The sequence below is a fragment of the Micromonospora sp. DSM 45708 genome (genome assembly GCF_039566955.1).
Classification (GTDB): domain Bacteria; phylum Actinomycetota; class Actinomycetes; order Mycobacteriales; family Micromonosporaceae; genus Micromonospora.
The window spans coordinates 5,586,164-5,609,947 of the sequence record NZ_CP154796.1 but is presented as its reverse complement, the minus strand read 5'-3'; the positions used below and the strand labels follow the sequence as shown (position 1 = coordinate 5,609,947).

Below are 23,784 nucleotides of genomic sequence, written 5' to 3'. Positions count from 1 at the left end.
CTATTTTCAGTGTGGCGCAGATCACTTTTGGCTCCTGCGGTTTCCCACCCGCCTCACCGTGCGCGATGGTGTCCATCGAGCGTCACCGACAACTCCAGTGCCTGGAGTCCCATTCGCACCCGGCACCTCGTCGAGCATTCTCCGCCACGACGGCGGGAGCCACGGGGGCCGGTGCACCGGCGGAGACCGGTGGGTCGGGGCGCTCGCGGCACCCGGGCGCGGCCGTCAGGCCACGCGTGGTGCCGTGTCCCTGCCTCCGACGAAGGGAAACTTCGTGAGTCGGCTGTGGAGCCGGTTCGGCGCCCGTACGGCCGCTGTCGCGCTGCTCTCCGTGGGCGTCGCCAGTGGTTTCTACCTGGGCGAAGATCGTCAGACCCAGCAGCAGGGCCTGACCGCGCAGGTCGGCCGCGAGGTCGACCGGACCGAATACATGTACCAGCGCGAACGGCAGGCCGATCACCGCCTGCAGTCGTCCCGCCAGCGCGCCGCCGAGTACCAGGCCAAGCTGCGGGCCAAGGCGGCGGCGAAGGAGGCCGCCGAGCGGGCCAGGGCCGCCGAGCGCGCCGCCGCGAACCGCAAGAAGGAGCGCGCCGAGGCGGAGGCCAAGGCGAAGGCCGAGGCCGACGCGAAGACCAAGCCGTACGACGGCCCGATCCCGGCGTCCTGCGCGGAGTACAGCGGCAACCGGAAGGTCGGCTGCGCGGTCATGCTGGACAAGGGCTTCGGCATCGACCAGTTCCCCTGTCTGGACAAGCTCTGGACGAAGGAGAGCGGCTGGAACCCGAAGGCGTCCAACAGCAGCTCCGGCGCGTACGGGATCCCGCAGGCGGTGCCCGGCAGCAAGATGAGCTCGGTGGCCGACGACTGGCGGACCAACCCGGCCACCCAGATCACCTGGGGCCTGGGCTACATCAAGGGCCGGTACGACACCCCGTGCGGCGCCTGGCAGCAGTCGCAGAGCGAGGGCTGGTACTGATCGCACCGAACGGCGGCGGGAGGCACGGTGATCCGGGTGTCCCGCCGCCGTCGTCTTCCCGCCCGAGTGGCGGTCCGCCTCATTTGCTGATAGCTGTTGACAGGTGACCTGGCAGGACAGCCCGCGCGGCGGAGACCCCCACCGGTTCGGCACCGACGCGTTCTACGCGTCGCTCGGCCGGGCGTTCGTCGCCATGTGCGCGATCGTGCCGGTGCTGTTCCTCATCGAGGCGCTCGACGTCGGGTTGCGGCTCAACCTCGACGTCACCGCCGGCATCATCCCGCACCGCATCCAGGGCCTGGACGGCGTCTTCTTCTCGCCGTTCCTGCACGCCGGCTGGAACCACCTCTACAGCAACAGCATCCCGCTGATCCTGCTCGGCACGTTCGTGCTGGCCGCCGGCACCCGCCGGTTCCTCTGGTCCACCGCGGTCATCATCCTGGTCAGCGGTCTGGGTGTGTGGTTCACCGGCTCCCCCAGCTCGGTGGTGGTCGGCGCGAGCGGGGTGATCTTCGGCTACCTCGGCATCCTGCTCACCCGGGGCGTGGTGGAGCGGAGCTGGTGGAACTTCGCGGTGGTGCTGCTGGTCGGCCTGCTCTACGGCTGGCAGCTGCTGGGCATCCTCCCCACCGACGAGTTGATCTCCTGGCAGGGCCATCTGTTCGGGCTGCTCGGCGGCGTGGTCGCCGCGATCCTGTTCCGCCGGCGCGCGGACAGCGGCACGCCGGACCCGCTCGGGTCGCCGCCGGTGCGGCTGCCCTGACGACGCGTTGATCGATCGGCGGGACGTGCTTGCCCCCGGCCACCCGCCCGCCTACCGTCGGCAGCACGGGTTGATCCCTGGCCGAAAGTGACGGTACGCCATGCGCGAGGTCGATGTCGCCGTGATCGGGGCCGGCCCGGCCGGGCTCTTCGCCGCCTACTACGCCGGGTTCCGTGGGCTCTCCGTGGCTGTGATCGACGCGTTGCCCGAGCCGGGTGGGCAGGTCACCGCGATGTACCCGGAGAAGCTGATCCTCGACGTCGCCGGCTTCCCCGCCGTCAAGGGCCGGGAGCTGGTCGCGAACCTGGTCGCCCAGGCCGCGCCGTACCACCCCGACTACCTGCTCGGCGTACGCGCGGAGAAGCTGTCCTACCTCGACGACCGGCCGGTGCTCGGGCTGGCCGGCGGTGAGCAGCTCCGCTGCGGCGCGGTGGTGGTGACCGGCGGGCTGGGCAGCTTCACGCCCCGGCCGCTGCCGGTCGCGGAGAGCTTCACCGGCGGCGGGATCGTCTACTTCGTGCCCCAGCCGGTCGAGTTGACCGACCGGCACGTGCTCATCGTGGGCGGCGGCGACTCGGCGTTCGACTGGGCGGTCACGCTCGCGCCGCTGGCCCGGTCGGTGACGCTGGCGCACCGGCGGGACCGCTTCCGCGCGCACGCCGCCAGCGTCGAGCGGGTCCGCGCGCTGCCGGTGCGGGTCGTGGTGAACGCCGAGGTGAGCCGGCTGTACGGCGAGGAGCATGTCACCGGCGCCGAGCTGACCGTACGCGGCGGCGCGGTGGAGACCCTGCCGGTGGACACGGTGGTGGCCGCGCTCGGCTTCACCGCCGACCTGGGTCCGTTGACCGAGTGGGGGCTGGCGCTGGACCGGCGGCACATCCTGGTGGACAGCGCCATGGCCACCAACCTGCCCCGGGTGTACGCGGCCGGGGACATCACCGAGTACCCGGGCAAGGTCCGGCTGATCGCCACCGGCTTCGGCGAGGCGGCGACCGCCGTCAACAACGCGGCGGTCGCCATCGACCCGACCGCGCACCTGTTCCCGGGGCACTCCTCCGACGGCACCTGAGGTCAGTCGCCGGGCAGGCCGACCAGATCGGCCATCAGGGTGATCTGGTGGTCGAAGTACTCGTCGCGGTGCGGCAGCGCGCGGTTGATCCGGCCGAACAGCTCGAAGCTGATCAGCCCGAAGAGCTGCGTCCAGCCGGCCATGGCCCGGGCCATCAGCGCCGGTGGCAGCGGCACCCCGGTCAGCGTGGTCAGTTCGGCCAGGTCGCCGCGCAGCGGCTCGGGCGGCTCCTCGGCCGGCCGGTCGAGCCGGCCGGCGACCACCCCGTCGCGCAGGATGCCGAGCAGCGTCATCGGGGGCCGTTGGGCCGGCGCGACCGTGTCGTCCGGGGCCGCGTAGCCGGGCACCGGGCTGCCGTAGAGCAGCGCGTACTCGGCGGGGTGGGCGAGCGCCCAGGCGCGCGCCGCGCGGCAGGCGGCGAGCCAGCGTCCGCGCAGGTCGTCCTGGTCGGCTTCGGCGTCGGCCGTCTCCACCGCGTCGCCGAGCGCGTGGTACGCCTCCAGGATCAGCGCGGTGAGCAGCTCGTCGCGGCTGGGGAAGTAGCGGTAGATCGCGGAGGAGGCCATGCCGAGGTCCCGGGCGACGGCCCGTAGCGAGAGGTCCGCGCCGTCGGTGGCCAGGTGGCGGCGGGCGACCGTCTTGATCTCTTCGATCATGCCGGCGCGGACCCGGGCGCGGAGCGAGGGAGCGACCATGCGCCCACTGTGCCACGGATGAGAGCGGCAATCAAAACCGAGAGCACTGCTCTTGACTTTTCGTCGCGTCCTGAGTCATGCTCTTTTTCGAGAGCGGTGCTCTCCATTCGGACTACTGCTTCAGAGAAGGTGGACCACCATGGCCCTGCACGTGATCGTCGGCGCCGGACCCGTCGGCACCGCCACCGCCCGACTCCTCGCCGAGCGCGGCGAACGGGTACGCGTGGTGACCCGGCGCGGCACCGGCCCGCAGCACCCGGCGATCGAGCGGATCGCCGCCGACGCCGGTGACGCCGACCGGCTCACCGCGCTCACCGAGGGCGCGCTGGCGCTGCACAACTGCGCCAACCCGGCCTACCACCGCTGGGCCACCGACTGGCCGCCGCTGGCCACCGCGCTGCTCACCGCCGCCGAGCGCAGCGGCGCCGTGCTCGCCACCGTCGGCAACCTCTACGGCTACGGCCCGGTCGACGCGCCGATGACCGAGGCGACGCCGCCGGCCGCCACCGGCACCAAGGGCCGGATCCGTAACCGGATGTGGGCCGACGCCCTGGCCGCGCACCGCGCCGGTCGGGCCCGGGTCACCGAGGTACGCGGCTCCGACTACATCGGCGTCGGCGGCACCTCGCTCGCCATGATGGTGCTGCCCCGGGTGCTCGCCGGACAGCGGGTGTTCCTGCCGGTCCACTGGGACGCGCCGCACACCTGGACGTACGTCCCGGACGTCGCCCGTACCCTCGTCGCCGCCGCGACCGACGCGCGGGCCTGGGGCCGGGCCTGGCACGTGCCCAGCCCGCCGGCGGTCTCCATGCGGGAGCTGGCCGAGCGGGCGGCGACCCGGGCCGGCGCGCCGGCACCGAGGCTGACCCGGATGCCGTACCCGGTGCTCTGGGCGGCCGGCGTGGCCAACCCGTTCGCCCGGGAACTGCGCGAGACGGCACACCAGTTCGCCGGCCCGTTCGTGCTGGACTCGTCCGCGGCCACCGCCACGCTCGGCGTCGAGCCGACCCCGCTGGACCGGATCGTCGACGAGATGGTCGCCGGCCTGCGCGCCCCGGCTCTGCGTTAGGCCGGGCCCCCTGTCAACGCGCTGGTCAAGCGGGTGCCCCGCCTCTACTGGAGGCGTTGACAGGGGGCCCCGCCCCACCCCCGGCGGCGGCGATGAGGACGGCCACCAGGGTCAGGGCGGCGCCCAGGAGGGTGTTGAGGCCGGGGTGTGAGGCGGCGGTCGGCAGCACCACGTCCAGCAGCACCGCGCCGACGATCTGCCCGGCGATGGTGGCCAGCGCGAGCAGCAGCACCCCGGTGAACCGGACCAGCGCGGCGGCCAACGCGATGAACACGATGCCGATCGGGCCGCCGACGTAGAGCCACGGCTCGCTCGGGAAGCCGCCGGCCGGCCGACCCCGCACCGCCACCTCCACCGCGAACGTGGCGAGCAGCGCCGCCGTACCGACCGCGAAGTTGACGAGCGTGGCGGTCATCGCGCTGTCCGCCGCGGCCCGGACCCGGCCGTTCACCGCCTGCTGCCAGGCGATGCCCACCCCGGCGGCCAGCGGCAGCAGGGCCAGCGCCAACGCGCCCGGGTCGCCGAGCCGGTCGCCCACCGCCAGCAGCACGGCCAGCACGGTGAGCACCGCGCCGATCAGCCGGGTCGGGGTGACCGGCTGGCGGCCGGTCGGGCCGATGCCGGCCCGGTCGACCAGCAGGCTGCTGCCGGACTGCCCGGCCACCACCGCGACGGTGAAGACAGCCACGCCGAGCACGCCGATGGTCAGCCCCTGCGTCGCCACCAGGAACGCGCCGCACACACCGCCCAGGCACTGCCACGGCCGCAGCGTGCCGGTGCGCAGCGCGCCGCGCAGGGCGGCCAGCCCCCGCCGGCCAGCGGCGGTGGCGGGGACCAGCACCAGCAGGATCACCAGACCGAGGCCGAACGAGACCACCGCGGCGGCGATCCCGTCGGCCAGTCGTACGCCCAGCTCGCCGTTGATCCGGGACTGGAGCGCCACCAGGACGCCGGAGGCGGTGGCCAGCCCGACGCCGGCGATCCGCCGGCCGGTCGACAGCGTCGGCCCCGCCGTCCCGGTCGCGGCGGTCACTCCTGCTCGGCCAACGGGCGTCCGTCGAAGTCGACCGCCGAGTAGAGGGCGAGCTTCTCCAGCCGGTGGTACGAGTCGATGACCCGGATCGTGCCGCTCTTGGAGCGCATCACGATCGACTGGGTGTACGCCCCGCCGGCCCGGTACCGCACGCCGCGCAGCAGGTCGCCGGAGGTGACGCCGGTGGCCACGAAGAAACAGTTGTCGCCGGTGACCAGGTCGTCGGTGAAGAGCACCCGGTCCAGGTCGTGCCCGGCGGCCAGCGCCTTCTCCCGCTCGGGCGCGTCCTTCGGCCAGAGCTTCGCCTGCATCATGCCGCCCATGCACTTCAGCGCGCAGGCCGCGGTGATGCCCTCGGGGGTGCCGCCGATGCCCATCAGCACGTCGACGTCCGACTCGCCGCGGGCCGCCGCGATGGCGCCGGCGATGTCGCCGTCGGAGATGAGCCGGATGCCGGCGCCGGTGCGCCGGATCTGCTTCACCAGCTCGTCGTGGCGCGACCGGTCCAGCACGCAGACCGTCACCTCACTGGTGTCGGTGCCCTTCACCTTCGCGATCCGGCGGATGTTCTCGGCGACCCCGGCGTTGATGTCGACCACGTCGGCGTACATCGGGCCGACCGCCAGTTTCTCCATGTAGAAGACCGCGCTCGGGTCGAACATCGCGCCGCGTTCGGCCACCGCCAGCACGGCGAGCGCGTTCGGCATGCCCTTGCTCATCAGCGTGGTGCCGTCGATCGGGTCGACCGCCACGTCCACCTCGGGACCGGTCCCGTCGCCGACCTCCTCGCCGTTGAAGAGCATCGGGGCGTTGTCCTTCTCGCCCTCGCCGATCACCACGACGCCGCGCATCGGGATCGAGTTGATCAGCTTGCGCATGGCGTCGACGGCGGCGCCGTCACCGCCCTCCTTGTCGCCCCGGCCGACCCAGCGGCCGGCAGCCATGGCTGCGGCCTCGGTGACCCGGACCAGATCGAGGGCGAGATTGCGGTCGAGATCCTGGGGCGTCCGCGTACCGGTGGTTGTCATGGCGGCCTCCTCCTCGCGACGTTGCGGGGTGGACCGGCGGGATGCCGCCGGTTTTGTCGCTGATCCTCACACGATCTCAGGTTCGTCGCCCCGGCGGGGCGGAGGAGGCCAGGATCACCTTCCCCGTCGGGCTGCGACAATGGCCGGGTGGAACCCGCACAGCCTGCCGACCGCGTACCGTCCGACGCCACGCCGCCCGACGGCCAGCCGCCGGTGCGGCCCGACGCCGCCCCGCCCGCGGGCAAGGAGAAGGCCCGCTCCGAGCGGTCACCGAAGGACATGGTGCTGTCGCTGCTGATCCTGCTGGTCCCGATCGCGCTGCTGATCGCGTTCTACCGGGGCTTCCTCGGCGGCGACTCGCCGGTCACCGTCGACCCGGCGCCCGCGCTGGATCAGGCCCGCGCGGCCAACGCCTTCCCGGTCGCCACGCCGTCCGGGCTGGGCGACGACTGGCGTACGGTCAACGCCCGCTTCCGGACCGAGACGGACGGCGCGACGCTGCGGATCGGGTACGTGACCCCGGAGGGCCGGGGCGCGCAGCTCGTGGAGAGCAACGTCCCGGCGGAGAAGCTGCTGCCGGCCGAGCTGAGCGACGGCCAGCCGCAGGGCCCGGCCGACCTGCCGGACGGGCTGAGCTGGCAGCGGTACACCGCCCGCGGCAACGAGCAGGCGCTCGTCCTGCTGGAGCCGAATCGCACGGTGATCGTGGTCGGCGACGCGGGGGAGACGGAACTGCGCCGGCTCGCCACCTCGCTGCGCTGACGGTCCCGGTCGGGTGACCGGGATTGCGGAACGCCGCTTCAGGGAACAGAAGGGACACGATCCCGGACGACCCACCTGGAGAGGTTGACGTGAAGATACGACGCTTCAGCGCCACCGCGTTCGCCGCGGCGCTGCTCATTCCCGGCCTGGCGGCCTGCAACGGCAACGGGACCTCCGACGCCTCCGCGACCCCGAGCGCCGGCGCCTCCGGCAGCGTCGCCCCCAGCGCCACGGCGTCCGGCAGCGCGGCCAAGCAGGCATTGCTCGACTCCACGAACGCGATCCGGGAGGGCAACTTCCGGTTCTCCATGACAGGCGCCGGCTCCACCGCCGAGGGGCAGGTGCACGAGCCCAGCCAGAGCGCGGAGATGCGGATGACGATCGGTGACCCGTCGTCGGACCTGATGATGAAGCTGGATCTCATCCACGCCAAGCCGGACAGCTGGGTCAAGCTGGAGCTGGGCGGCACCGCCGCCACCCAGATCCCCGGCGTCAAGAACCTCAACACCGGCAAGTACCAGCACCTCGACCAGAGCCGGATCAAGGGCAACCGGGCGCTGGGCTTCGACTTCGAGAAGGTCGACCCGGCCGGCAGCGCGGTGCTCACCCAGGGCGTCACCGACGTCCGGCAGACCGGCGACGGCGCGTACGAAGGCACCGTCGACGTGTCGAAGGCCGCCGAGGCGGGTTCGCTCGACCCGGCCGTGATCACCGCACTCGGTGCGCAGGCCCAGTCGGTGCCGTTCACCGCCAAGGTCGACCCGCAGGGCCGGCTCAGCGAGCTGGTGCTCAAGATCCCGGCCGCCGGCCAGAGCGCCGCGCAGGACGTGAAGATCACCTACAGCGACTACGGCGCTGCCGCCGCGGCCCAGAAGCCGCCGGCCGACCAGGTCGTCGAGGCGCCGCCGGAGCTCTACAACCTGTTCAACTGACCGGAGGTCGTCCGGCGCACCCAACACTTTTTCGCGGTATACCTCAGCGGCATTTTTATGCCGCTGAGGTATACCGCCTTCCGGTGACAGGGTTGCGTCCCCAGCCGCGCTCAGCCGGCCCGGCCCGCAGCCGGCCGGAGCCGCTCGGACGCCGATCGCGGCTACTCCTCGGCGCGCTGCCGGGCGGCGTCGATGCGGGCCCGGGCGCCGTCCAGCCAGCGCTGGCAGACACCGGCGAGCTGCTCGCCGCGCTCCCACAGGGCCAGCGACTCCTCCAGCGAGGTGCCGCCCGCCTCCAGCCGCTCCACCACCGAGGCCAGCTCGGCGCGCGCCTGCTCGTAGCTGAGCTGCTCGGTCCTGGTCGATTCAGTCATCGGTCCCATCTCATCAGCCGTCGACGGTGGCGGTCAGCTCGCCCTCGGCGAGGCGTACCCGCAGTGGATCGCCCTTGGTGACCTCGGACGCCGCGCGGACCACGTGGCCGTCGGCGCGCTGGACGATGGCGTAGCCACGGTCGAGCGTGGCCGCCGGGGAGAGCGCACGCAGCCGGGCCAACGTGTGCCGCAGGTCGTCGTCGGCGGCGCCCAGCCGGTGCTCCAGACACCGACCGGCGCGGTCACGCAACGCGGTGACCTCGACGGCGCGCTGGTCGACCATCACCTGCGGCCGGGCCAGCACCGGGCGGGAACGGAGCAGGTCGACCCGGTGCTGCTCGCGGTCGACGAGATGACGCACGGCCCGCTCCAGCCGGGACCGGGCCTGACCGATGAGGCGGACCTCCTCGGTCAGGTCGGGCACGACCCGTTTCGCCGCGTCGGTGGGCGTGGAGGCGCGGACGTCGGCCACGTAGTCGAGCAGCGGCGCGTCGGTCTCGTGGCCGATCGCGCTGACCACCGGCGTGCGGCACGCGAAGACCGCCCGGCACAGCGCCTCGTCGGAGAAGGGCAGCAGATCCTCCAGGCCGCCACCGCCACGGGCGATGACGATCACGTCGACCGCCGGGTCGGCGTCGAGCACCTTGAGCGCGCCCACGATGTCGGGCACCGCGCTCGGCCCCTGCACCGCCACGTTGATCGTGCGGAACTCCACCGCCGGCCAGCGGCGCCGGGCGTTGGTCAACACGTCGCGCTCGGCCGCCGAGGCCCGCCCGGTGATCAGGCCCACCCGGGCCGGCAGGAACGGCAGCCGCCGCTTGCGGGACCTGTCGAAAAGCCCCTCGGCGGCGAGCAGCTTCTTGAGCTTCTCCAGCCGGGCGAGCAACTCGCCGAGGCCGACCTGGCGGATCTCGTCGGCGCGCAGACTCAGCGTGCCCCGCGCGGCGTAGAACTCGGGCTTGGCGTGCAGCACCACCCGGGCGCCCTCGCGCAGCTCCGGCGCGCCCGCGTCGAGCACGTCGCGGTTGGTGGTGACGGCCAGGCTGAGATCGGCCGACGGGTCACGCAGGGTGAGGAACACGGTGGCGGCACCGGGCCGGCGGCTGATCTGCGCCACCTGGCCGTCGACCCAGACCCAGCCGAGCCGGGCGATCCAGGCGCCGACCTTCTGGCTGACCACCCGGACCGGCCACGGCTCCTCGGACGTGCTCCGGTCCACCTCACCCGCGCTCACCCCGCCCACCCTACGGCCCGGGGCCGACAGGCCGGGCGAGGGCGCGTCCGGCGCACGTACGATGGTCGGGTGACTGACGCTGAGACGACTCCCCGGACCGGCAAGCGCGTGCTCCTGGCCAAGCCCCGCGGCTACTGCGCGGGCGTCGACCGGGCGGTGCAGACCGTCGAGGAGGCGTTGAAGCTCTACGGCGCGCCGATCTACGTCCGCAAGCAGATCGTGCACAACAAGCACGTGGTGCGCACGCTGGAGGCCAAGGGCGCGATCTTCGTGGAGGAGAACGAGGAGGTGCCGGAGGGCGCCACCGTCATCTTCTCCGCCCACGGCGTGGCCCCCGAGGTCTACGCGCAGGCGAAGGAACGCTCGCTGAAGGCGATCGACGCCACCTGCCCGCTGGTCACCAAGGTGCACCACGAGGCCCGGCGGTTCGCCCAGCAGGACTACGACATCCTGCTCATCGGCCACGAGGGGCACGAGGAGGTCATCGGCACCGCCGGTGAGGCCCCCGCCCACATCCAGCTCGTCGACGGGCCGGACAGCGTCGACCAGGTCACCGTGCGTGACCCGGAGAAGGTGGTCTGGCTCTCCCAGACCACGCTCTCGGTCGACGAGACGCTGGAGACCGTGGCCCGGCTCAAGCAGCGTCTGCCGCTGCTCCAGTCGCCGCCCAGCGACGACATCTGCTACGCCACCTCCAACCGCCAGCACGTGGTCAAGGAGATCGCCCCCGAGTGCGACGTGGTGATCGTGGTCGGCTCGCGCAACTCCTCGAACTCGGTCCGCCTGGTCGAGGTGGCGCTGGACGCCGGCGCCCGCGCCGGCCACCTGGTCGACTTCGCCCACGAGATCGACGACGCCTGGCTGGCCGGCGCGCGCACCGTGGGGCTGACCTCCGGCGCGAGCGTGCCGGACGACCTGGTCCAGGACGTGCTCGCGTACCTGGCCGAGCGCGGCTTCGCCGACGTCGAGGAGATCACCACCGCCGACGAGCGGCTGACGTTCTCGCTGCCGCAGGAGCTGAAGCGCGACATGAAGGCCGCCGCGGCGCGCGGCTGACCGGGAACGGATCCGGCGCCCGACGCGTCCAACCGACCATGAAGACTCCTCGGACGGTGCTCGTAGCCCTGATCGCCGGTGCCGCGCTGACCGCCTGCGCCGGCCCGGGCGACGAGCCCGCCAGCCCCAGCCCGAGTCCGACGGGAGCCGCCCCGGTGAGCAGCCAGCCCGACCCCGCCCCCAGCACGGGCCCGAGCCGCCCCGACCCCACCTGGAAGGGCGGCCCGTCGACGCCGCCGGGCGTCGGCGGCACCACGCTCAGTGGCACCATCCGCGCCGGTGTCGAGCCGAACTGCCTGCTGCTCGACGACCACCTGCTGGTCGGCGGCCCGCGCGACCTGCTCAAGCCCGGCGCCAAGGTGGAGGTCACCGGCCGTCCCGAGCCCGGCATGATGACCACCTGCCAGCAGGGCACCCCGTTCGTGGTCGAGTCGGCCCGCCCCGCCTGACGCGCGCGTACGGCAGGAGCCCCGCCCCCCGGACCGGGGGACGGGGCTCCCGTCGTACCAGCGGCTAGTTGACCGCGTGGACCTGCACCGAACCGCGGCCGACGACCGCGCCCTCGACGGTGGTGACGGCCATGTCACCGAAGAGCTCCCGGCCGGCGGCCGGGGTGGCGAGCGCGTTCACCGCACCGGTCAGGGTGGCGGTGGCGCCGTTGGCCAGGGACAGCGGCGTGGCCGGCGCGGAGAGCGAGCCCAGCGCCGGGGACGCGAACGAGTCACGGTAGTCGTACGCCGTGCCGCCCGCGGCGACCGCGTAGCCCTCGATGACCACCCGGTAGGTGGCAGCCACCGGGTTGGTCAGCGTGACGGCCTCCTCCGAGTCGCCGTCGGCCGACCGGCCCACCTCGGTGGTGCCCCGGAAGATGTACAGGTCCAGGTCGGCGCCGAGGTCGGCGGTGTTGCCGATCCGGGCGGAGAACGAGGTGGTCCCGGCCGGGATGTCCACCGTGTACTCCTGGGTGGCGCCCTCGGTGATGGTCGGCCGCTCGGCGCGCACGCTGGACAGCGGCCCGCCGACGCCGGTCACCTGGACCGGGCCGAACGTGTTGGTCAGGCTCCAGCTCACCGGGGCCGGCGTGCCGGCGGTCACCGACGGCAGTTCGACCACGGCGGGCTCCACCTGCACGCCCTGCACGCGGGCCTGGAGCGTGAACGGGTTGTCCAGCGCCGGCGAGGTGCGTCGCGCCTCCACCTCGATCTCCCAGACGCCCGGGATCGGGTTCTGGTAGTCGCGCTCCTGCGGCTTGCAGGCGGCGGCGTCGGAGAAGTTGGTGTAGCAGGCGGTGCTCGCGGTGCTCTCGACCGGAACGCCGTACGGGTTGATCGCGATGAACCGGGTCTGCGAGCCGGTGGCGATGCCGGACAGGTTGACCTGGAGCGCGCCGGCGCCCTGCGGCACCGTCACGAAGTACGACGTGAAGCTGTTCCGCTCCACCGAGCCGTTGGCCGAGTACGAGTACGCCGGGCCGGTCACCGCGTTCGAGGCGACCACGACGGTGGCGACCTCGAAGTCGACCACCGAGGTGGCCGGGTCGTCGACGGTCATGATCGCGCCGTGCGCGCCGACGGTCATCGGCTTGGCCTTCACCTTGACGGTGACGGTCGAGTTCAGCGGCAGCCACACCTCCTTGGGCGCGGTCCAGGTGCCGTCGTTGCCGCGGAAGTCGACCAGGTGCTTGATGCCCTTGTTCGGGCCGCTGGTGCGGGTCAGCTTGACCTCGTAGTAGCGGCTCTCCTTGGCCTTCTGCCCGCCCCGGTCGGCGGCGCAGCGGTTGTAGACGCCGGTGCCGACGTTCGGGTTCGGCACGAACGTGCCGGAGGCCCGGTCGTAGCGGGTCAGGTTCGGCGACAGCTCGGTGCAGACCGGGGCCTCGGAGGTGTAGGTGCGGGTCTGCACGCCCTGGGCGAGCAGGTTCCACGCGCCGGACACGTTGACCATGCCGTAGCCCTGGGCGTACGTCGGGACGTCCGCGATCGGCTTGGCCGAGGTGTAGACGGCCCGGCGCAGCGCGGCCGGGGTGACGCCGGTGCCGGTCGCCTTCGCGGCCGACAGCAGCAGCGCGGCGGCGCCGGTGGCCTGCGGGGAGGCCATCGAGGTGCCGTTCAGCATCTGGTAGCCCGGGGGCAGCGGGTAGCCCGCCTCCGGCACCGGGTTGCCCGCCTGCCAGGTCGGCGCGGTGGAGATGGCCGAACCGGGGGCGGTGATGTTCGGCTTGAAGCCGCCGTCCTCACGCGGGCCCCGGGAGGAGAAGTTGAACAGCCAGTTGTCCTTGCGGACCACCGAGCCGTAGTTCGCCAGCCAGGTGTCCTTGCTGACGTTCGCGGCGACGCTGACCACGTCGGTGGCGACCGACGGGTCGCCGACGGTGTTCAGGCCCGGCCCGGAGTTGCCGGCCGAGATGAACAGCTGCACACCGTAGGTGTTGATCAGGTCGTTGTAGAGGACCGAGCGGGCGTTCGCGCCGTCGTTCAGCGCCGGCAGGCCGCCGATCGACATGTTCACCACGTCGACCTTGCGGTTGACCACCAGGTCGACCATGCCGGTGGTGAGCGCCGCGGCGGTGCAGCCGCCACCCCAGGAGCAGGCCCGGGCGGAGACCAGCTTGGCACCCGGGGCCGCGCCGTCGAAGGCGCTGTTGCCCAGCATGTCGTTGGCGGCGGTGATGCCGGCGACGTGCGTGCCGTGGGTGCTCTCGATGATGCCGATGTTCACGTAGTCGACCAGGCCGGGGCCGCCGACCGGGGTGGTGTCCACGTTGCGGCGGTACTCGACCACGAACGGGATCTGCTCCCGCACGGCGGTGGCCGCGTTGTCGGTGCCGAAGTGGCCGACCTGGAACTTCTCCTTGTACGGCCGCCTCACCTCGTCGTCGGTGAAGTCGTTGTTCTGGTTCACGTCGACGCGGATGTCACCGTTGGCCGGGTTGTAGAGGATGCCCCAGGCGTCGGTGGTGTCCCCGTCGCGGTTGACGTCGCCCCGCGCGTCGCTGCCCGCGGTGATGTTCTCGCGGAACACGTTGAACTTGTAGGTGCCCGCCGGTGCCGTCCAGGTGCCCAGCGAGTTGCTGAACGACGGGCCGGTGACCTCGGTGGTCATCGGACGCCAGGACGCGTCCTCGAGCGGGTCGGTCGCGGTGACCCAGTCGACGATCTTGCGCTCGCCGGTGGTGGTCTGCTGGAGCGCCGGCTGGTCCAGGTCCACACCGGAGTCCATGATGCCGATGGTGACGCCGCGGCCGTCCCACTCCGGGTGGGCGGCCTTGAACGCCTCCGCGCCGGTCTCGTTGGTCGGCATGTACGGGTTGACCGCGCCGGTGTCCGCGCCGGGGCCGGCCAGCGTCTCACCCTGCTCGGCGGCCTTGGCGCCGTTCGGCGCGGCCTCCGGCGTCGGGTCGGGGAGCGTGATGGTCTCGTCGAGGTCGGCGGCGGCGACGCCGGGCAGCGTGGCGGCCTTAAGCGCCTTGGCGGTGGGGACCTTGGCCAGCACGTAGCCGACCTGGTCGTAGCGCTGGCTGACGGTGGCGCCGAGGCCGGTCAGCCCGTCGACGACCTTCTTGGCCGAGCCCTTCTTCGCCGCGATGATCATCGTGACGGTCGGCGCGTGCTTCGCCTCGGCCGCGTCGAGCAGCTTGGCGTCGTGGGCGCCCAGGGCCTTCGCGGCGGTCGGCAGCGAGGGTCGGGGGGCGGCGGGGGCCGCGCTCGCGGTTGCGGCGCCACCCCCGACGGTCATGGCCCCGGCCGCGAGGACCGAGGCGAAGAGCGCGGCGGAGGGACGCCGGCTCCGATTGCGGGGTTGACTCACGTTCTCTTCCTCCAGAGAACAGGGCCCTTCGAGGGGCAGGGCACGTGTGACGCAGATCCTTCGTGGCGTGTCGAGTCGTGTCACTACCAGGGATGGCTTTGTGACCACTCCGTGACAAGGATCGGCCGTCATCGTCACATCGACCGTGTTAGACGTCGATGCCTGCCGACCGTTCGGCCGATGTGGACGGGCCGTTCAGCAACTCCGGCGCCTGCGGCTGCCGGGGTGCCAGCTCGACCTGCGCCGGGGCGGCCAGCTCCTCACCCGAGACGCCCAGCTCGGCCAGCTTGCGCGCGCTGACCAGCACCCGGGCCTCCAGCGAACCGACCGCGCGGTTGTACGCCGTCACCGCCCCGCTCAGCGAGCTGCCCAGCTTGCCGACGTGGTCGCCCAGCGTGGACAGCCGCCCGTACAGCTCACGCGCCAAGGAGTGGACGGTGGCCGCGTTGCGCGCCAGCGCCTCCTGCCGCCACGAGTAGGCCACCGTGCGCAGCAGCGCCACCAGCGTGGCCGGTGTCGCCAGCACCACGTTGCGGGCGAACGCGTGCTCCAACAGCGCGGGATCGCGTTGCAGCGCCACGTCGAGGAACGGGTCGGCCGGCACGAACAGCACCACGAAGTCGGGCGTCTGGTCGAACGCGGTCCAGTAGGACTTGGCGGCCAGGCCGTCCACGTGTGCCCGCAGGTGCCGGGCGTGCGCGTCGAGCTGGGTGTCCCGCCCGCGCTCGTCACGCGCCTCCATCGCGGTCAGGTAGGCGTCGAACGGCGCCTTGGCGTCGACCACCACCGTGCGCCCGCCGTGCAGCCGCACCACCAGGTCGGGGCGGACCCCCTGGTGGTCGGTGGCGGCGGTGACCTGCTCGCTGAAGTCGCAGTGCTCCAGCATGCCGGCCGCCTCGACGATCCGCCGGAGCTGGTGCTCGCCCCAGCGACCCCGCACCTGCGGCGCGCGCAGCGCGGCGACGAGCTGCTTGGTCTCGGTGCGCAGCTCGCCGGAGACCGTGCTCATCGCGCGCACCTGCTCGCGCAGCTCGGCGTAGGCGTCGACCCGGTCGTGCTCCAGCTCGGCGACGCGTTGCTCGTAGCGGCGCAGCGAGTCGTGCAGCGGCGCGACCGCGCGCGCCACCGCCTCCTGCGACTGCGCGGTCGCCTCGTAGCTGAGCGCGCGCATCGACTGCTCCAGCCGCCCCTCACCCTCCCGGGTGGCCGCCAGCGTCGCCTCCAGCCGGGCCACGTCGGCCGCCGACCGGGCCCGGGCCGCCAGCCAGCCCACCGCGCCGCCCGCGGCGAGGCAGAGCACCACCACGGCCAGCGTCGAGAAGCTCATGCCGAAGAGCTTGCCAAACGGGTACGACGTGCGCGCGCTGGGTACGTTCGAGTCATGGAAGGTGCCCTGTGGCTGTTCCTGATCCTGATGCTCGGAGGTGCGCTGGTGTTCTGGCGGTGGGGGAGCAGGTCCCGGCGGGCGAACGAGCTGGCGGACGCCCGCGCCGAGGCGCAGCGCTGGTACGAGCGGCTCGGCGGCCAGCTCATGAACCTGCACGGCGACGCCCCGGCGGTCCGCCAGGCGCTCGCCGACGCCGGTGAGCGCTACAACGCCGCCGGCTCGCAGCTGGAGCAGGCGCGCACGCCGCACCAGTTCGCGCTGGCGCGGGAGACCGCGCTGGAGGGGCTGGCGTACATCCGGGCGGCGCGGACGGCGATGGGCATCGACCCGGGTCCGGAGCTGCCGCCGCTGGCCGCCGCCCGCGGGGTCGGCCAGCTCACCAGGGAGCGTGAGGTGAACGTGCAGGGCCAGACGTTCCGGGCCGGCCCGCAGCCGGGCAGCCACACGCCCTACTACTACCCCGGTGGTCACATGCAGGGTCGGCCGGTGCCGGCCGGTTGGTACTCGACGCCGTGGTGGAAGACCGCGCTGGGCGCGGGCGCCGGCGTGATCGGCGGCATGCTGATCGCGGACGCGCTCTTCTCGCCCGCGTTCGCCGACCCGGGCTACGGCTACGAGTCCGGCTACCAGGAGGGCTTCCAGGACGGCTTCGGCGACGGCCAGGACTACGGCGACCCCGGCGGCGGCGACGTCGGCGGTCAGGGCGACTTCGGTGGCGGTCAGGGCGACTTCGCTGGCGGCGGCGACTTCGGAGGGGACTTCGGTGGCGGCGACTTCGGTGGCGGCGACTTCGGTGGCGGCGACTGGTAGCCCGCGCCGCCGGTGTTGACAGGGCCCCCGCCTGTGCGTGACGCGTCAGGCGGGGGCCCCTGCCTACCGGCTCAGCCGGTGTTGCGCATGCCGGCGGCGATGCCGTTCACGGTGGTCAGCAGCGCCCGCTCCAGCGCCGTACCGTCGCTCGGGGCACGCCGGCCGCCCGGCGCGGTCGCCACCGCCCGCCCGGCGGCGCCGGACTCGCGGTACTGCCGCAGCAGCGCCACCTGGAGGTGGTGCAGCGGTTCGAGGTAGGTGTCCCGCACCGCGAGCGTCCGCTGGAGCACCGGCGAGTTCTCCAGCAGCGCCGGCGAGCCGGTCACCGCCAGCACCTCCCGCTTGGTCAGCTCGTACTCCTCCTCGATCTTGGCGAAGATCGGGTGCAGCTTCTTCGGGACCAGCGTCTCCACGTAGCGGCGGGCGATGCTGAGATCGGTCTTGGTCAGCATCATCTCGACGTTCGACAGGAACGTGCGGAAGAAGTGCCAGTTGCGGTTCATCTCGGCGAGCACGTCGGCCAGCCCGGCCTCGCGCGCCGCGGCCAGCCCGGTGCCGACGCCGAACCAGCCCGGCACGATCTGGCGGGTCTGCGTCCAGCCGAACACCCACGGGATGGCGCGCAGACCGGACAGGCCCGCGCCGGTGTTCGGGCGCTTCGCCGGCCGGGAGCCGATGTTCAACGCGCCGAGCAGCTCGGTCGGCGTGGAGGCCCAGAAGTAGGCCGGCAGGTCCGGGTCCTCGACCAGGGACCGGTAGGACCGGAAGGCGGACTCGGACACCACGTCCATCGCCGCGTCCCAGCGCTCCAACATCTCGGCCGGCTGCCGGGGCGCGGTGTGCAGCAGCGTGGCCTGGAGCACGGCCGCCACGGTCAGCTCCAGGTTCTCCCGGGCCAGCGCCGGCAGCGTGTACTTGTCGGAGATGACCTCGCCCTGCTCGGTCACCTTGATCGCGCCGTCCAGCGTGCCGTACGGCTGGGCCAGGATCGCCTCGTGGGTGGGGCCGCCGCCCCGACCGACCGTCCCGCCCCGGCCGTGGAACAACCGCAGGTGTACGCCGTGCCGGGCGGCCACGTCGCGCAGCGCGCGCTGGGCCCGGTGGATCGACCACTGGCTGGTGGTGATGCCGGCCTCCTTGTTGGAGTCGGAGTAACCCAGCATCACCTCCTGCACGTCGCCCCGCGCCGCGACCAGCGCCCGGTAGGCCGGCAGCGACAGCAGCTCGTCGAGCAGCTCGCCGCCGGCGTTCAGCTCGGCCGGCGTCTCCAGCAGCGGCACGATGCCCACCCGGGCCCGCCCGCTCTGCACGTCGACCAGGCCGGCCTCGCGGGCCAGCACCACCGCGGCGAGCACGTCGTCCACGCCCAGCGTCATGGAGATGATGTACGACTCGATGACCTCGGGACCGAACCGGTCCTGCGCCTCGCGGATCGCGGAGAACACGTCGAACGTCTTGCGGGCCGACTCGGTGAGCGGGCTGTCCTGGGTGGAGAGCGGCCGGCGGCCGGTCAGCTCGTCGGCGAGCAGCTTGGTGCGCTCCAGCCGGGTCAACGACGGGTAGTCGGAGACCTCGCCGACCGTCTCGTAGAGCTGCGCCAGCACCTCGTGGTGCTTCTCGGCGTGCTCCCGGATGTCCATGGTGGCCAGGTGCAGCCCGAACGCGGAGACCGTACGGATGGTGGAGGCCAGCCGGCCCACGGCGGTGAGCTGCCCGGCGTTGCGGGCCAGCGAGGCGCGCAGCAGCTCCAGGTCGGCGATCAGCTCCGTCGAGCCCCGGTAGTCGCGGCCCGGCACGTGCGGCGTGCCGGCGCGCAGCCGCTCCCGGGTGTTGGCCAGCTTCGCCTTCACGCACCGGGCCTTGAGGCGGTAGGGCTCCTCGGCGTTGACCCGGCGGAACCGGGGCGCCACCTCGGGCAGCGCGTCCAGGTCCTTGGCCAGGCTGGCGGAGAGGTCGAGCGAGACCGCGCGCAGCCGGCGGGAGACGCTGACCTCGCTGATGAGCTCGTCCATCGCCTTCTCGGTGGCCTCGATGCCGTGCTCGTGCTGGATGTGCAGCACCTCGCGGGTGACCGCCGGGGTGACGAACGGGTTGCCGTCGCGGTCGCCGCCGATCCAGGTGCCGAACGTCAGCGGACGGGCCGTCGGCGACGTCTCCACGCCGAGCGTGCGCAGCGTGTCGGCGAGGTCGTCGAGGACCTGCGGGGCGGCCTCGGCGTGCAGGTCGCGCAGATAGTAGATGGCGTTGCGGGCCTCGTCGGTCGGGTCCGGCCGGTCCAGCCGCAGCTCGTCGGTCTGCCACATCAGGTCGAGCAGCTCGGCGAGGCGGCGGTTGGCCGGGCCCTCGTCGCTGGCGCCGTAGAGGATGGCGTTGGCGGTCTCGGCGTCCAGCTCGTCGGCGACCGCGCGCAGCTTGGACAGGATGGACCGGCGGGCCGCCTCGGTGGGGTGCGCGGTGAACACCGGGCGGACGGCCAACCGGCGGGCCGCGGCGGCGATCTCCTCGGCCGGCACGCCGCGTTCGGCGATCATCTTGGCCGCCTGGTCCAGCCAGCCACCGTGGGTGGCGCGGCGGCGGCGCAGGTCGCGGGCGCGGTGCACCTGCTCGGTGATGTTCGCCAGGTGGAAGTAGGTGGAGAAGGCGCGGGCCAGCTTCGTGCCGGTGGTGACGTCGAGCCCGGCGAGGCGCTGCGCGGCGGCCGGCGCGTCGGAGCGGACCTGGGCGCGGATCTCCTCGACGAGGTCGAGCAGCGGGCGGCCCTCCTGGCGGGCGACCGTCTGCCCGAGCAGCGTGCCGAGGCGGCGGATGTCGGCCCGGAGAGCGGCGTCGGGGCCGTCGTGGTCGTGCTGGTCGGTCACGGGTGCGCTCCTTACGCGAGGACGAAGGACAGCGCTGTCCGACTCCCCTGGATGGTATCCGCGCGGGCCCCGGACGGAGGAGGGGGACGGCGTGATGATCTGCACTCTGGGACGGGCCGGCCGGTCAGCCGTCGACGGCGGCGTGCCGTCCCGGGCCGGTCCGCGCGGCCCGACGGCGGGCCCGGAACACCGTGGCGGTGAGCAGCCCGACCAGGCCGACGACCACCCAGACCAGCAGCCCGGTCAACGCCCAGCCGCCGCCGCGCCAGTCGAAGTAGACGGCCGACTTGAGCAGGTCGGTGGCGAGTCCGGGCACGTTCCAGCGGTGCATCCCGCGCAGGAACGCGGGCAGGAACTCGGGCGCGTAGATGCCACCGGAACCGGGGTTGCCGAGCACCACCAGCAGCAGGATCACCAGGCCGGTGCCGAGCAGCCCGAGCCACGCCTGCACGGCCGCCGCCACCATCCCGGCCGCGAACGCGGCCAGCGCGCCGACCACCGCGATGGTGCCCACGTCGTGGTCGAACACGTCCAGCACCGGCCCGACCAGCACCGCCCCGATGACGCCGAGCAGGATGGAGTGCACCGCGAGCGTGGCGATCCGCAGCCCGGCCCGGCGCAGCCCGCGCGGGCTGGTGCCGAGCGAGATGCCCAGCGCGGTGGAGGCCAGGTAGCCGCCGAGCACCACGCCGACCGCCAGGTAGAACGGGACCAGGCCGCGCGGGTCGCCGCCGGACACCGGCACCTCGTCGGTGACCTGCAACGGCACGCCGGCCTGCTGGGCGGCCTGGGTGAACACGTCGGTGACGAGTTCGGTGGCGGCCGGCGCGCCGGCACTGGCGGTGGTCAGGGTCAGACCGCCCGGGGCGGAACTCAGCACCGCGTACACCGATCGGTCGTTGAGGCCGCCGACGGCGCGGGCCTGGGTGTCGTACCCGACGGGTTTGACGGCGTGGGTGCGGGCGCGGACGGCGGTCATCACGGCCTGCGCCTGCTGGTCGGAGGTCACCACGGCGACCGGCAGGTCGCGTGGTTCCGGCTTGTGCAGCGCGCCGACGTAGGCCGCGATGAACGCGCTGGCCAGCGCCAGGGTGCCGAGCACCAGCGCCGCCGTGCGGGGCAGCCAGTCCCGGGTCCGCAGCTCCGGCTCGTCGTCCACGGGCCCAGCCTATTGCCGGCATGTGCCCTACTTGTGGGGTTTTGCTGGGCGGAAATCGCTGGTGCGGACCGATAGCGTTCGGATCATGACGATGCCGCGCCACCCCACCAAGCCGCAGCCGGGCGACCGGGTCGCCGTCGTCTCACCCTCCGCCGGCCTGCCGGGTCTCTTCCCGCACGTGTACGAGCTGGGCCTGCGCCGGCTCCGCGAGGAACTGGACCTGGTGCCGGTGGAGTACCCGACCACCCGGCAGATGGGCGCCGACCCGCGTGACCGGGCCCGCGACCTGACCGCCGCGTTCGCCGACCCGACGATCACGGCGGTGCTCGCCACCGTCGGCGGCGACGACCTGCTCACGGTCACCCCGTTCCTCGACGACGACGTGCTGCGGGCCAACCCGAAGCCCTACTTCGGCTACTCCGACAACATCAACGTGCTCAACCACCTGTACCGGCTGGGGATCGTGGCCTATCACGGCGGCTCGGTGCTGGTGCACCTCGGCCGGCCCGGCCGCCCGCACCCGCTGACGGTCGACTCGCTGCGCGCCGCGCTGTTCACCACCGGCTGGTACGACCTGACGGCGGCCACCGAGTGGGGCGACCAACCACTCGACTGGCGCGACCCGGCGACGTTGACCGAGGAGCCGCCGATGCTGCCCGGCGAGGGTTGGCGCTGGCACGGGCCGGCCCGGGTGGTGCGGGGCCGCACCTGGGGCGGCAACCTGGAGATCCTGCACTGGCTGGCGGCGGCCGACCGGGTGCCGACCGCCGCCGAGCTGGCCGGCTCGGTGCTGTTCCTGGAGACCTCGGAGGAGATGCCACCGGCCGAGGAGGTCTTCCGGATCGTGCGGAACCTGGGCGAGCGCGGCCTGCTGGCCGGCTTCCCGGCGATCGTGGTCGGCCGCCCCAAGGCGTGGGACTTCGACCGGCCGCTGTCCGTCGCGGAGCGACTGGCCTGGGGCGAGGCGCAGCGGGCGGCGATCCTGCGGGCCATCGGGCCCTACGTGGACGACCCGGTGGTGGTCTTCGACGTCGACCTCGGTCACACCGACCCGCAGTTGATCATCCCGTACGGCGGGGAGATCCGCGTCGACGCGGTCGACCGCCGCATCGCGGTGCGCTACTGAGCCATGGGTGGCGGGCGATCAAGGAGTCCACGTCGCCCACGAAGACCGACTCCGACGCAAACTCCTTGATCACACCGAACGAGTGGGCGGGAGCGCGGGAGAAGGGGCGTGGAGGCGAGGGGTCGTCCCGTTGGGCATGTGCGATAACGGTACGGAACCGACATGTACTGGCACCGCTACGCCAAGATCGGCGGTGCGGTGCGGTGCGGGGCGGGTCAGGCGTCGACGGTGGCGAAGGCGCGGACCGGGAACGTGCCCATCCCGGCCACCCTCGGCGGGGCGGCGGTGAACCGGAAACCGGTGGGCGGCAGCGCGTCGAGGCCGGTCAGGTGTTCCACGATCGGGATGCCGGCCGCCAGCAGCGCGCTGTGCGCCGGGCGCTCGCCGGCCGCCGCCGGCGTCATGTCGTCGATGTTGATCGAGTCGATGCCGACCAGTGCCGCGCCGGCCTCGACCAGCCAGGAAGCGCCGCCCCCGGTCAGGTAGGGCGCGTCCTCGGCGGCGTACCGGTCGGTGCCGAAGTGCCTGTCCCAACCGGTGTGCAGCAGCACCGCCCGCCCGGCCACCTCGTACGGGGCGAGCAGCAGGCGGTCCACCGCGCGGACCCCGGCGGGCACGCGTACCACCAGGCCGGGCAGGTCGGACAGCCGGTCCAGGGGCACCCCGGCCAGGTCGGGACCATCCGCGAAGCGGTGCGACGGCGTGTCGACGTACGTGCCGGTGTTGGCGATCATGTCGATGCGCCCGACGTGGAACTCGACGCCCGGCGCGTACCGGTCCCGGGACGTCTCCCGGGTGAGCCAGTCGGTGATCCGCGGCCCCGGCCAGCCCGGCAACGTGACCAGACCGGCGGTGATCTCGTGACTCAGCTCGACCAGCCGCCGCCCGCCGCCGAGCGGTGCCTCGACGCCGCGCCCGCCCTTGTGCGGCTCCTCGACGACGGTCCGGTTGCTGATCCGCACCTCACCGACCATGAGCAGCCCGAGATGCCGGACCAGCAACGCGGCCAGCTCGTCGTCGGTGATCTCGGGGCCGGGCACGTCCAGCCGGAACCCGTCGGTGCGCAGTCCGCCACCGTTCGCGAAGACCACCTCGGCGTCGAAGACCGCCCGATACTCACCCATGCCCCACGCCACCACGCCCCCTCGACCCCCGTCAAGCAGCGCCCCGGTCAAGGAGTGCCCCCGTCAAGCAGCGCTCCCGTCAAGGAGTGCCCCCGTCGAGCAGCGCTCCCGTCAAGGAGTGCCCCCGTCGAGCAGCGCTCCCGTCAAGGAGTGCCCCGTCAAGGAGTGCCCCGTCAAGGAGTGCCCCGTCAAGGAGTGCCCCGTCAAGGAGTGCCCCGTCAAGGAGTGCCCCCGTCAAGCAGCGCTCTCGTCAAGCAGCGCTCCCGTCAAGGGGCGCTCCCCTCAAGGGGCGCTGCAAATTCACGGAAAGAGTGCCTATGAGCGACCCGAAGGCCACTCTTTCCGTGAATCTGCGCGTGGCGGGGCTGCGCGTGGCGGGGGTGGCGCGTGGCGGGGGGTGGGGCGTGGCGGGGATGGCGCGTGGCGGGGCGGCGCGTGGCGGGGGCGCGCGTGCGGTGGGCGCGCGTGGGGTGGGCGGTGCGTGGGGTGAGGGAGGGGCGGGGCGCATCCCGGGGTGGGGGG

At 73.1% G+C, this 23,784-nt stretch carries 20 protein-coding genes; 10 read left to right on the top strand and 10 right to left on the bottom strand.

Annotation, left to right across the window (positions count from 1 at the left end):
- Window positions 1–274: 274 nt before the first annotated feature.
- The 3 genes from VKK44_RS24075 (at window position 275) to VKK44_RS24065 (ending at window position 2,808) form a co-directional block, all read left to right on the top strand.
- Window positions 275–976, top strand: coding sequence for an aggregation-promoting factor C-terminal-like domain-containing protein (locus VKK44_RS24075; protein WP_343443480.1), 702 nt, complete (start codon window positions 275–277; stop codon window positions 974–976).
- 103 nt (window positions 977–1,079) lie between these two features.
- Window positions 1,080–1,739 carry a rhomboid family intramembrane serine protease gene (locus tag VKK44_RS24070; protein ID WP_343443479.1) on the top strand — a complete coding sequence of 220 codons (660 nt, stop codon included), beginning with the start codon at window positions 1,080–1,082 and terminating at the stop codon, window positions 1,737–1,739.
- Between the two features lie 100 nt (window positions 1,740–1,839).
- Window positions 1,840–2,808, top strand: coding sequence for an NAD(P)/FAD-dependent oxidoreductase (locus VKK44_RS24065; RefSeq protein WP_343443478.1), 969 nt, complete (start codon window positions 1,840–1,842; stop codon window positions 2,806–2,808).
- Window positions 2,809–2,810: 2 nt separating this feature from the next.
- On the opposite strand, the gene VKK44_RS24060 is transcribed toward VKK44_RS24065, so the two are convergent.
- Window positions 2,811–3,503: a TetR/AcrR family transcriptional regulator gene (locus VKK44_RS24060; RefSeq protein WP_343443477.1), complete on the bottom strand. Its 693-nt coding sequence runs from the start codon at window positions 3,501–3,503 to the stop codon at window positions 2,811–2,813.
- A gap of 139 nt (window positions 3,504–3,642) precedes the next feature.
- Here VKK44_RS24060 and VKK44_RS24055 point away from each other — a divergent pair, with 139 nt between their 5' ends.
- Window positions 3,643–4,572: an NAD-dependent epimerase/dehydratase family protein gene (locus VKK44_RS24055; protein ID WP_343443476.1), complete on the top strand. Its 930-nt coding sequence runs from the start codon at window positions 3,643–3,645 to the stop codon at window positions 4,570–4,572.
- Between the two features lie 25 nt (window positions 4,573–4,597).
- Here VKK44_RS24055 and VKK44_RS24050 read toward each other — a convergent pair whose 3' ends face one another.
- Window positions 4,598–5,572 carry a DMT family transporter gene (locus VKK44_RS24050; RefSeq protein WP_343447881.1) on the bottom strand — a complete coding sequence of 325 codons (975 nt, stop codon included), beginning with the start codon at window positions 5,570–5,572 and terminating at the stop codon, window positions 4,598–4,600.
- A 29-nt stretch (window positions 5,573–5,601) separates the two neighbouring features.
- Window positions 5,602–6,633 (bottom strand): class II fructose-bisphosphatase, encoded by a 1,032-nt coding sequence (gene glpX, locus VKK44_RS24045; RefSeq protein ID WP_343443475.1) that lies wholly within the window; start codon window positions 6,631–6,633, stop codon window positions 5,602–5,604.
- Between the two features lie 147 nt (window positions 6,634–6,780).
- Between glpX and VKK44_RS24040 the strand changes: the two genes are divergently transcribed.
- A complete protein-coding gene (locus tag VKK44_RS24040) occupies window positions 6,781–7,395 on the top strand; it encodes a DUF4245 domain-containing protein (RefSeq protein WP_343443474.1) in 615 nt (204 codons plus the stop codon).
- An 89-nt stretch (window positions 7,396–7,484) separates the two neighbouring features.
- Window positions 7,485–8,327 (top strand): hypothetical protein, encoded by an 843-nt coding sequence (locus tag VKK44_RS24035; RefSeq protein WP_343443473.1) that lies wholly within the window; start codon window positions 7,485–7,487, stop codon window positions 8,325–8,327.
- Window positions 8,328–8,488: 161 nt separating this feature from the next.
- On the opposite strand, the gene VKK44_RS24030 is transcribed toward VKK44_RS24035, so the two are convergent.
- On the bottom strand, window positions 8,489–8,701 hold the full coding sequence (locus VKK44_RS24030; protein ID WP_343443472.1) for an exodeoxyribonuclease VII small subunit: 213 nt from the start codon (window positions 8,699–8,701) through the stop codon (window positions 8,489–8,491).
- A 13-nt stretch (window positions 8,702–8,714) separates the two neighbouring features.
- Complete coding sequence (gene xseA, locus VKK44_RS24025) at window positions 8,715–9,944, bottom strand: exodeoxyribonuclease VII large subunit (protein ID WP_343443471.1); 1,230 nt, start codon at window positions 9,942–9,944, stop codon at window positions 8,715–8,717.
- 60 nt (window positions 9,945–10,004) lie between these two features.
- Here xseA and VKK44_RS24020 point away from each other — a divergent pair, with 60 nt between their 5' ends.
- Window positions 10,005–10,991: a 4-hydroxy-3-methylbut-2-enyl diphosphate reductase gene (locus tag VKK44_RS24020; RefSeq protein WP_343443470.1), complete on the top strand. Its 987-nt coding sequence runs from the start codon at window positions 10,005–10,007 to the stop codon at window positions 10,989–10,991.
- A 38-nt stretch (window positions 10,992–11,029) separates the two neighbouring features.
- The gene (locus VKK44_RS24015; protein ID WP_343443469.1) at window positions 11,030–11,440 is read left to right on the top strand and encodes a hypothetical protein; all 411 of its coding nucleotides are present in this window, start codon (window positions 11,030–11,032) and stop codon (window positions 11,438–11,440) included.
- A 64-nt stretch (window positions 11,441–11,504) separates the two neighbouring features.
- Here the strand turns inward: VKK44_RS24015 and VKK44_RS24010 are convergent, their stop codons facing one another.
- Entirely contained in the window at window positions 11,505–14,798 is a 3,294-nt protein-coding gene (locus VKK44_RS24010) for a S8 family serine peptidase (protein WP_343443468.1), read from the bottom strand.
- 148 nt (window positions 14,799–14,946) lie between these two features.
- Window positions 14,947–16,125 (bottom strand): DNA recombination protein RmuC, encoded by a 1,179-nt coding sequence (rmuC, locus tag VKK44_RS24005; protein WP_343443467.1) that lies wholly within the window; start codon window positions 16,123–16,125, stop codon window positions 14,947–14,949.
- Window positions 16,126–16,179: 54 nt separating this feature from the next.
- Between rmuC and VKK44_RS24000 the strand changes: the two genes are divergently transcribed.
- Window positions 16,180–16,995 (top strand): hypothetical protein, encoded by an 816-nt coding sequence (locus VKK44_RS24000; protein WP_343443466.1) that lies wholly within the window; start codon window positions 16,180–16,182, stop codon window positions 16,993–16,995.
- A gap of 71 nt (window positions 16,996–17,066) precedes the next feature.
- Here VKK44_RS24000 and ppc read toward each other — a convergent pair whose 3' ends face one another.
- Together ppc and VKK44_RS23990 are read right to left on the bottom strand one after the other, a co-directional pair.
- Window positions 17,067–19,853, bottom strand: a complete 2,787-nt coding sequence (gene ppc, locus VKK44_RS23995) for a phosphoenolpyruvate carboxylase (protein WP_343443465.1) — start codon at window positions 19,851–19,853, stop codon at window positions 17,067–17,069.
- Between the two features lie 124 nt (window positions 19,854–19,977).
- Window positions 19,978–21,012: a YhgE/Pip domain-containing protein gene (locus VKK44_RS23990; RefSeq protein WP_343443464.1), complete on the bottom strand. Its 1,035-nt coding sequence runs from the start codon at window positions 21,010–21,012 to the stop codon at window positions 19,978–19,980.
- Between the two features lie 85 nt (window positions 21,013–21,097).
- Between VKK44_RS23990 and VKK44_RS23985 the strand changes: the two genes are divergently transcribed.
- Window positions 21,098–22,138 (top strand): S66 family peptidase, encoded by a 1,041-nt coding sequence (locus VKK44_RS23985; protein WP_343443463.1) that lies wholly within the window; start codon window positions 21,098–21,100, stop codon window positions 22,136–22,138.
- A 215-nt stretch (window positions 22,139–22,353) separates the two neighbouring features.
- On the opposite strand, the gene VKK44_RS23980 is transcribed toward VKK44_RS23985, so the two are convergent.
- The gene (locus VKK44_RS23980; protein ID WP_343443462.1) at window positions 22,354–23,262 is read right to left on the bottom strand and encodes a cyclase family protein; all 909 of its coding nucleotides are present in this window, start codon (window positions 23,260–23,262) and stop codon (window positions 22,354–22,356) included.
- Window positions 23,263–23,784: the final 522 nt, after the last annotated feature.

Bases quoted from the DNA above. Each gene is read 5' to 3' on its own strand.
- glpX (WP_343443475.1), bottom strand. From the start codon at position 6,633: ATGACAACCACCGGTACGCGGACGCCCCAGGATCTCGACCGCAATCTC.
- VKK44_RS23980 (WP_343443462.1), bottom strand. From the start codon at position 23,262: ATGGGTGAGTATCGGGCGGTCTTCGACGCCGAGGTGGTCTTCGCGAAC.
- VKK44_RS24065 (WP_343443478.1), top strand. From the start codon at position 1,840: ATGCGCGAGGTCGATGTCGCCGTGATCGGGGCCGGCCCGGCCGGGCTC.
- VKK44_RS24030 (WP_343443472.1), bottom strand. From the start codon at position 8,701: ATGACTGAATCGACCAGGACCGAGCAGCTCAGCTACGAGCAGGCGCGC.
- VKK44_RS23985 (WP_343443463.1), top strand. From the start codon at position 21,098: ATGACGATGCCGCGCCACCCCACCAAGCCGCAGCCGGGCGACCGGGTC.
- VKK44_RS24055 (WP_343443476.1), top strand. From the start codon at position 3,643: ATGGCCCTGCACGTGATCGTCGGCGCCGGACCCGTCGGCACCGCCACC.
- rmuC (WP_343443467.1), bottom strand. From the start codon at position 16,125: ATGAGCTTCTCGACGCTGGCCGTGGTGGTGCTCTGCCTCGCCGCGGGC.
- VKK44_RS24060 (WP_343443477.1), bottom strand. From the start codon at position 3,503: ATGGTCGCTCCCTCGCTCCGCGCCCGGGTCCGCGCCGGCATGATCGAA.
- VKK44_RS24015 (WP_343443469.1), top strand. From the start codon at position 11,030: ATGAAGACTCCTCGGACGGTGCTCGTAGCCCTGATCGCCGGTGCCGCG.
- VKK44_RS24000 (WP_343443466.1), top strand. From the start codon at position 16,180: ATGGAAGGTGCCCTGTGGCTGTTCCTGATCCTGATGCTCGGAGGTGCG.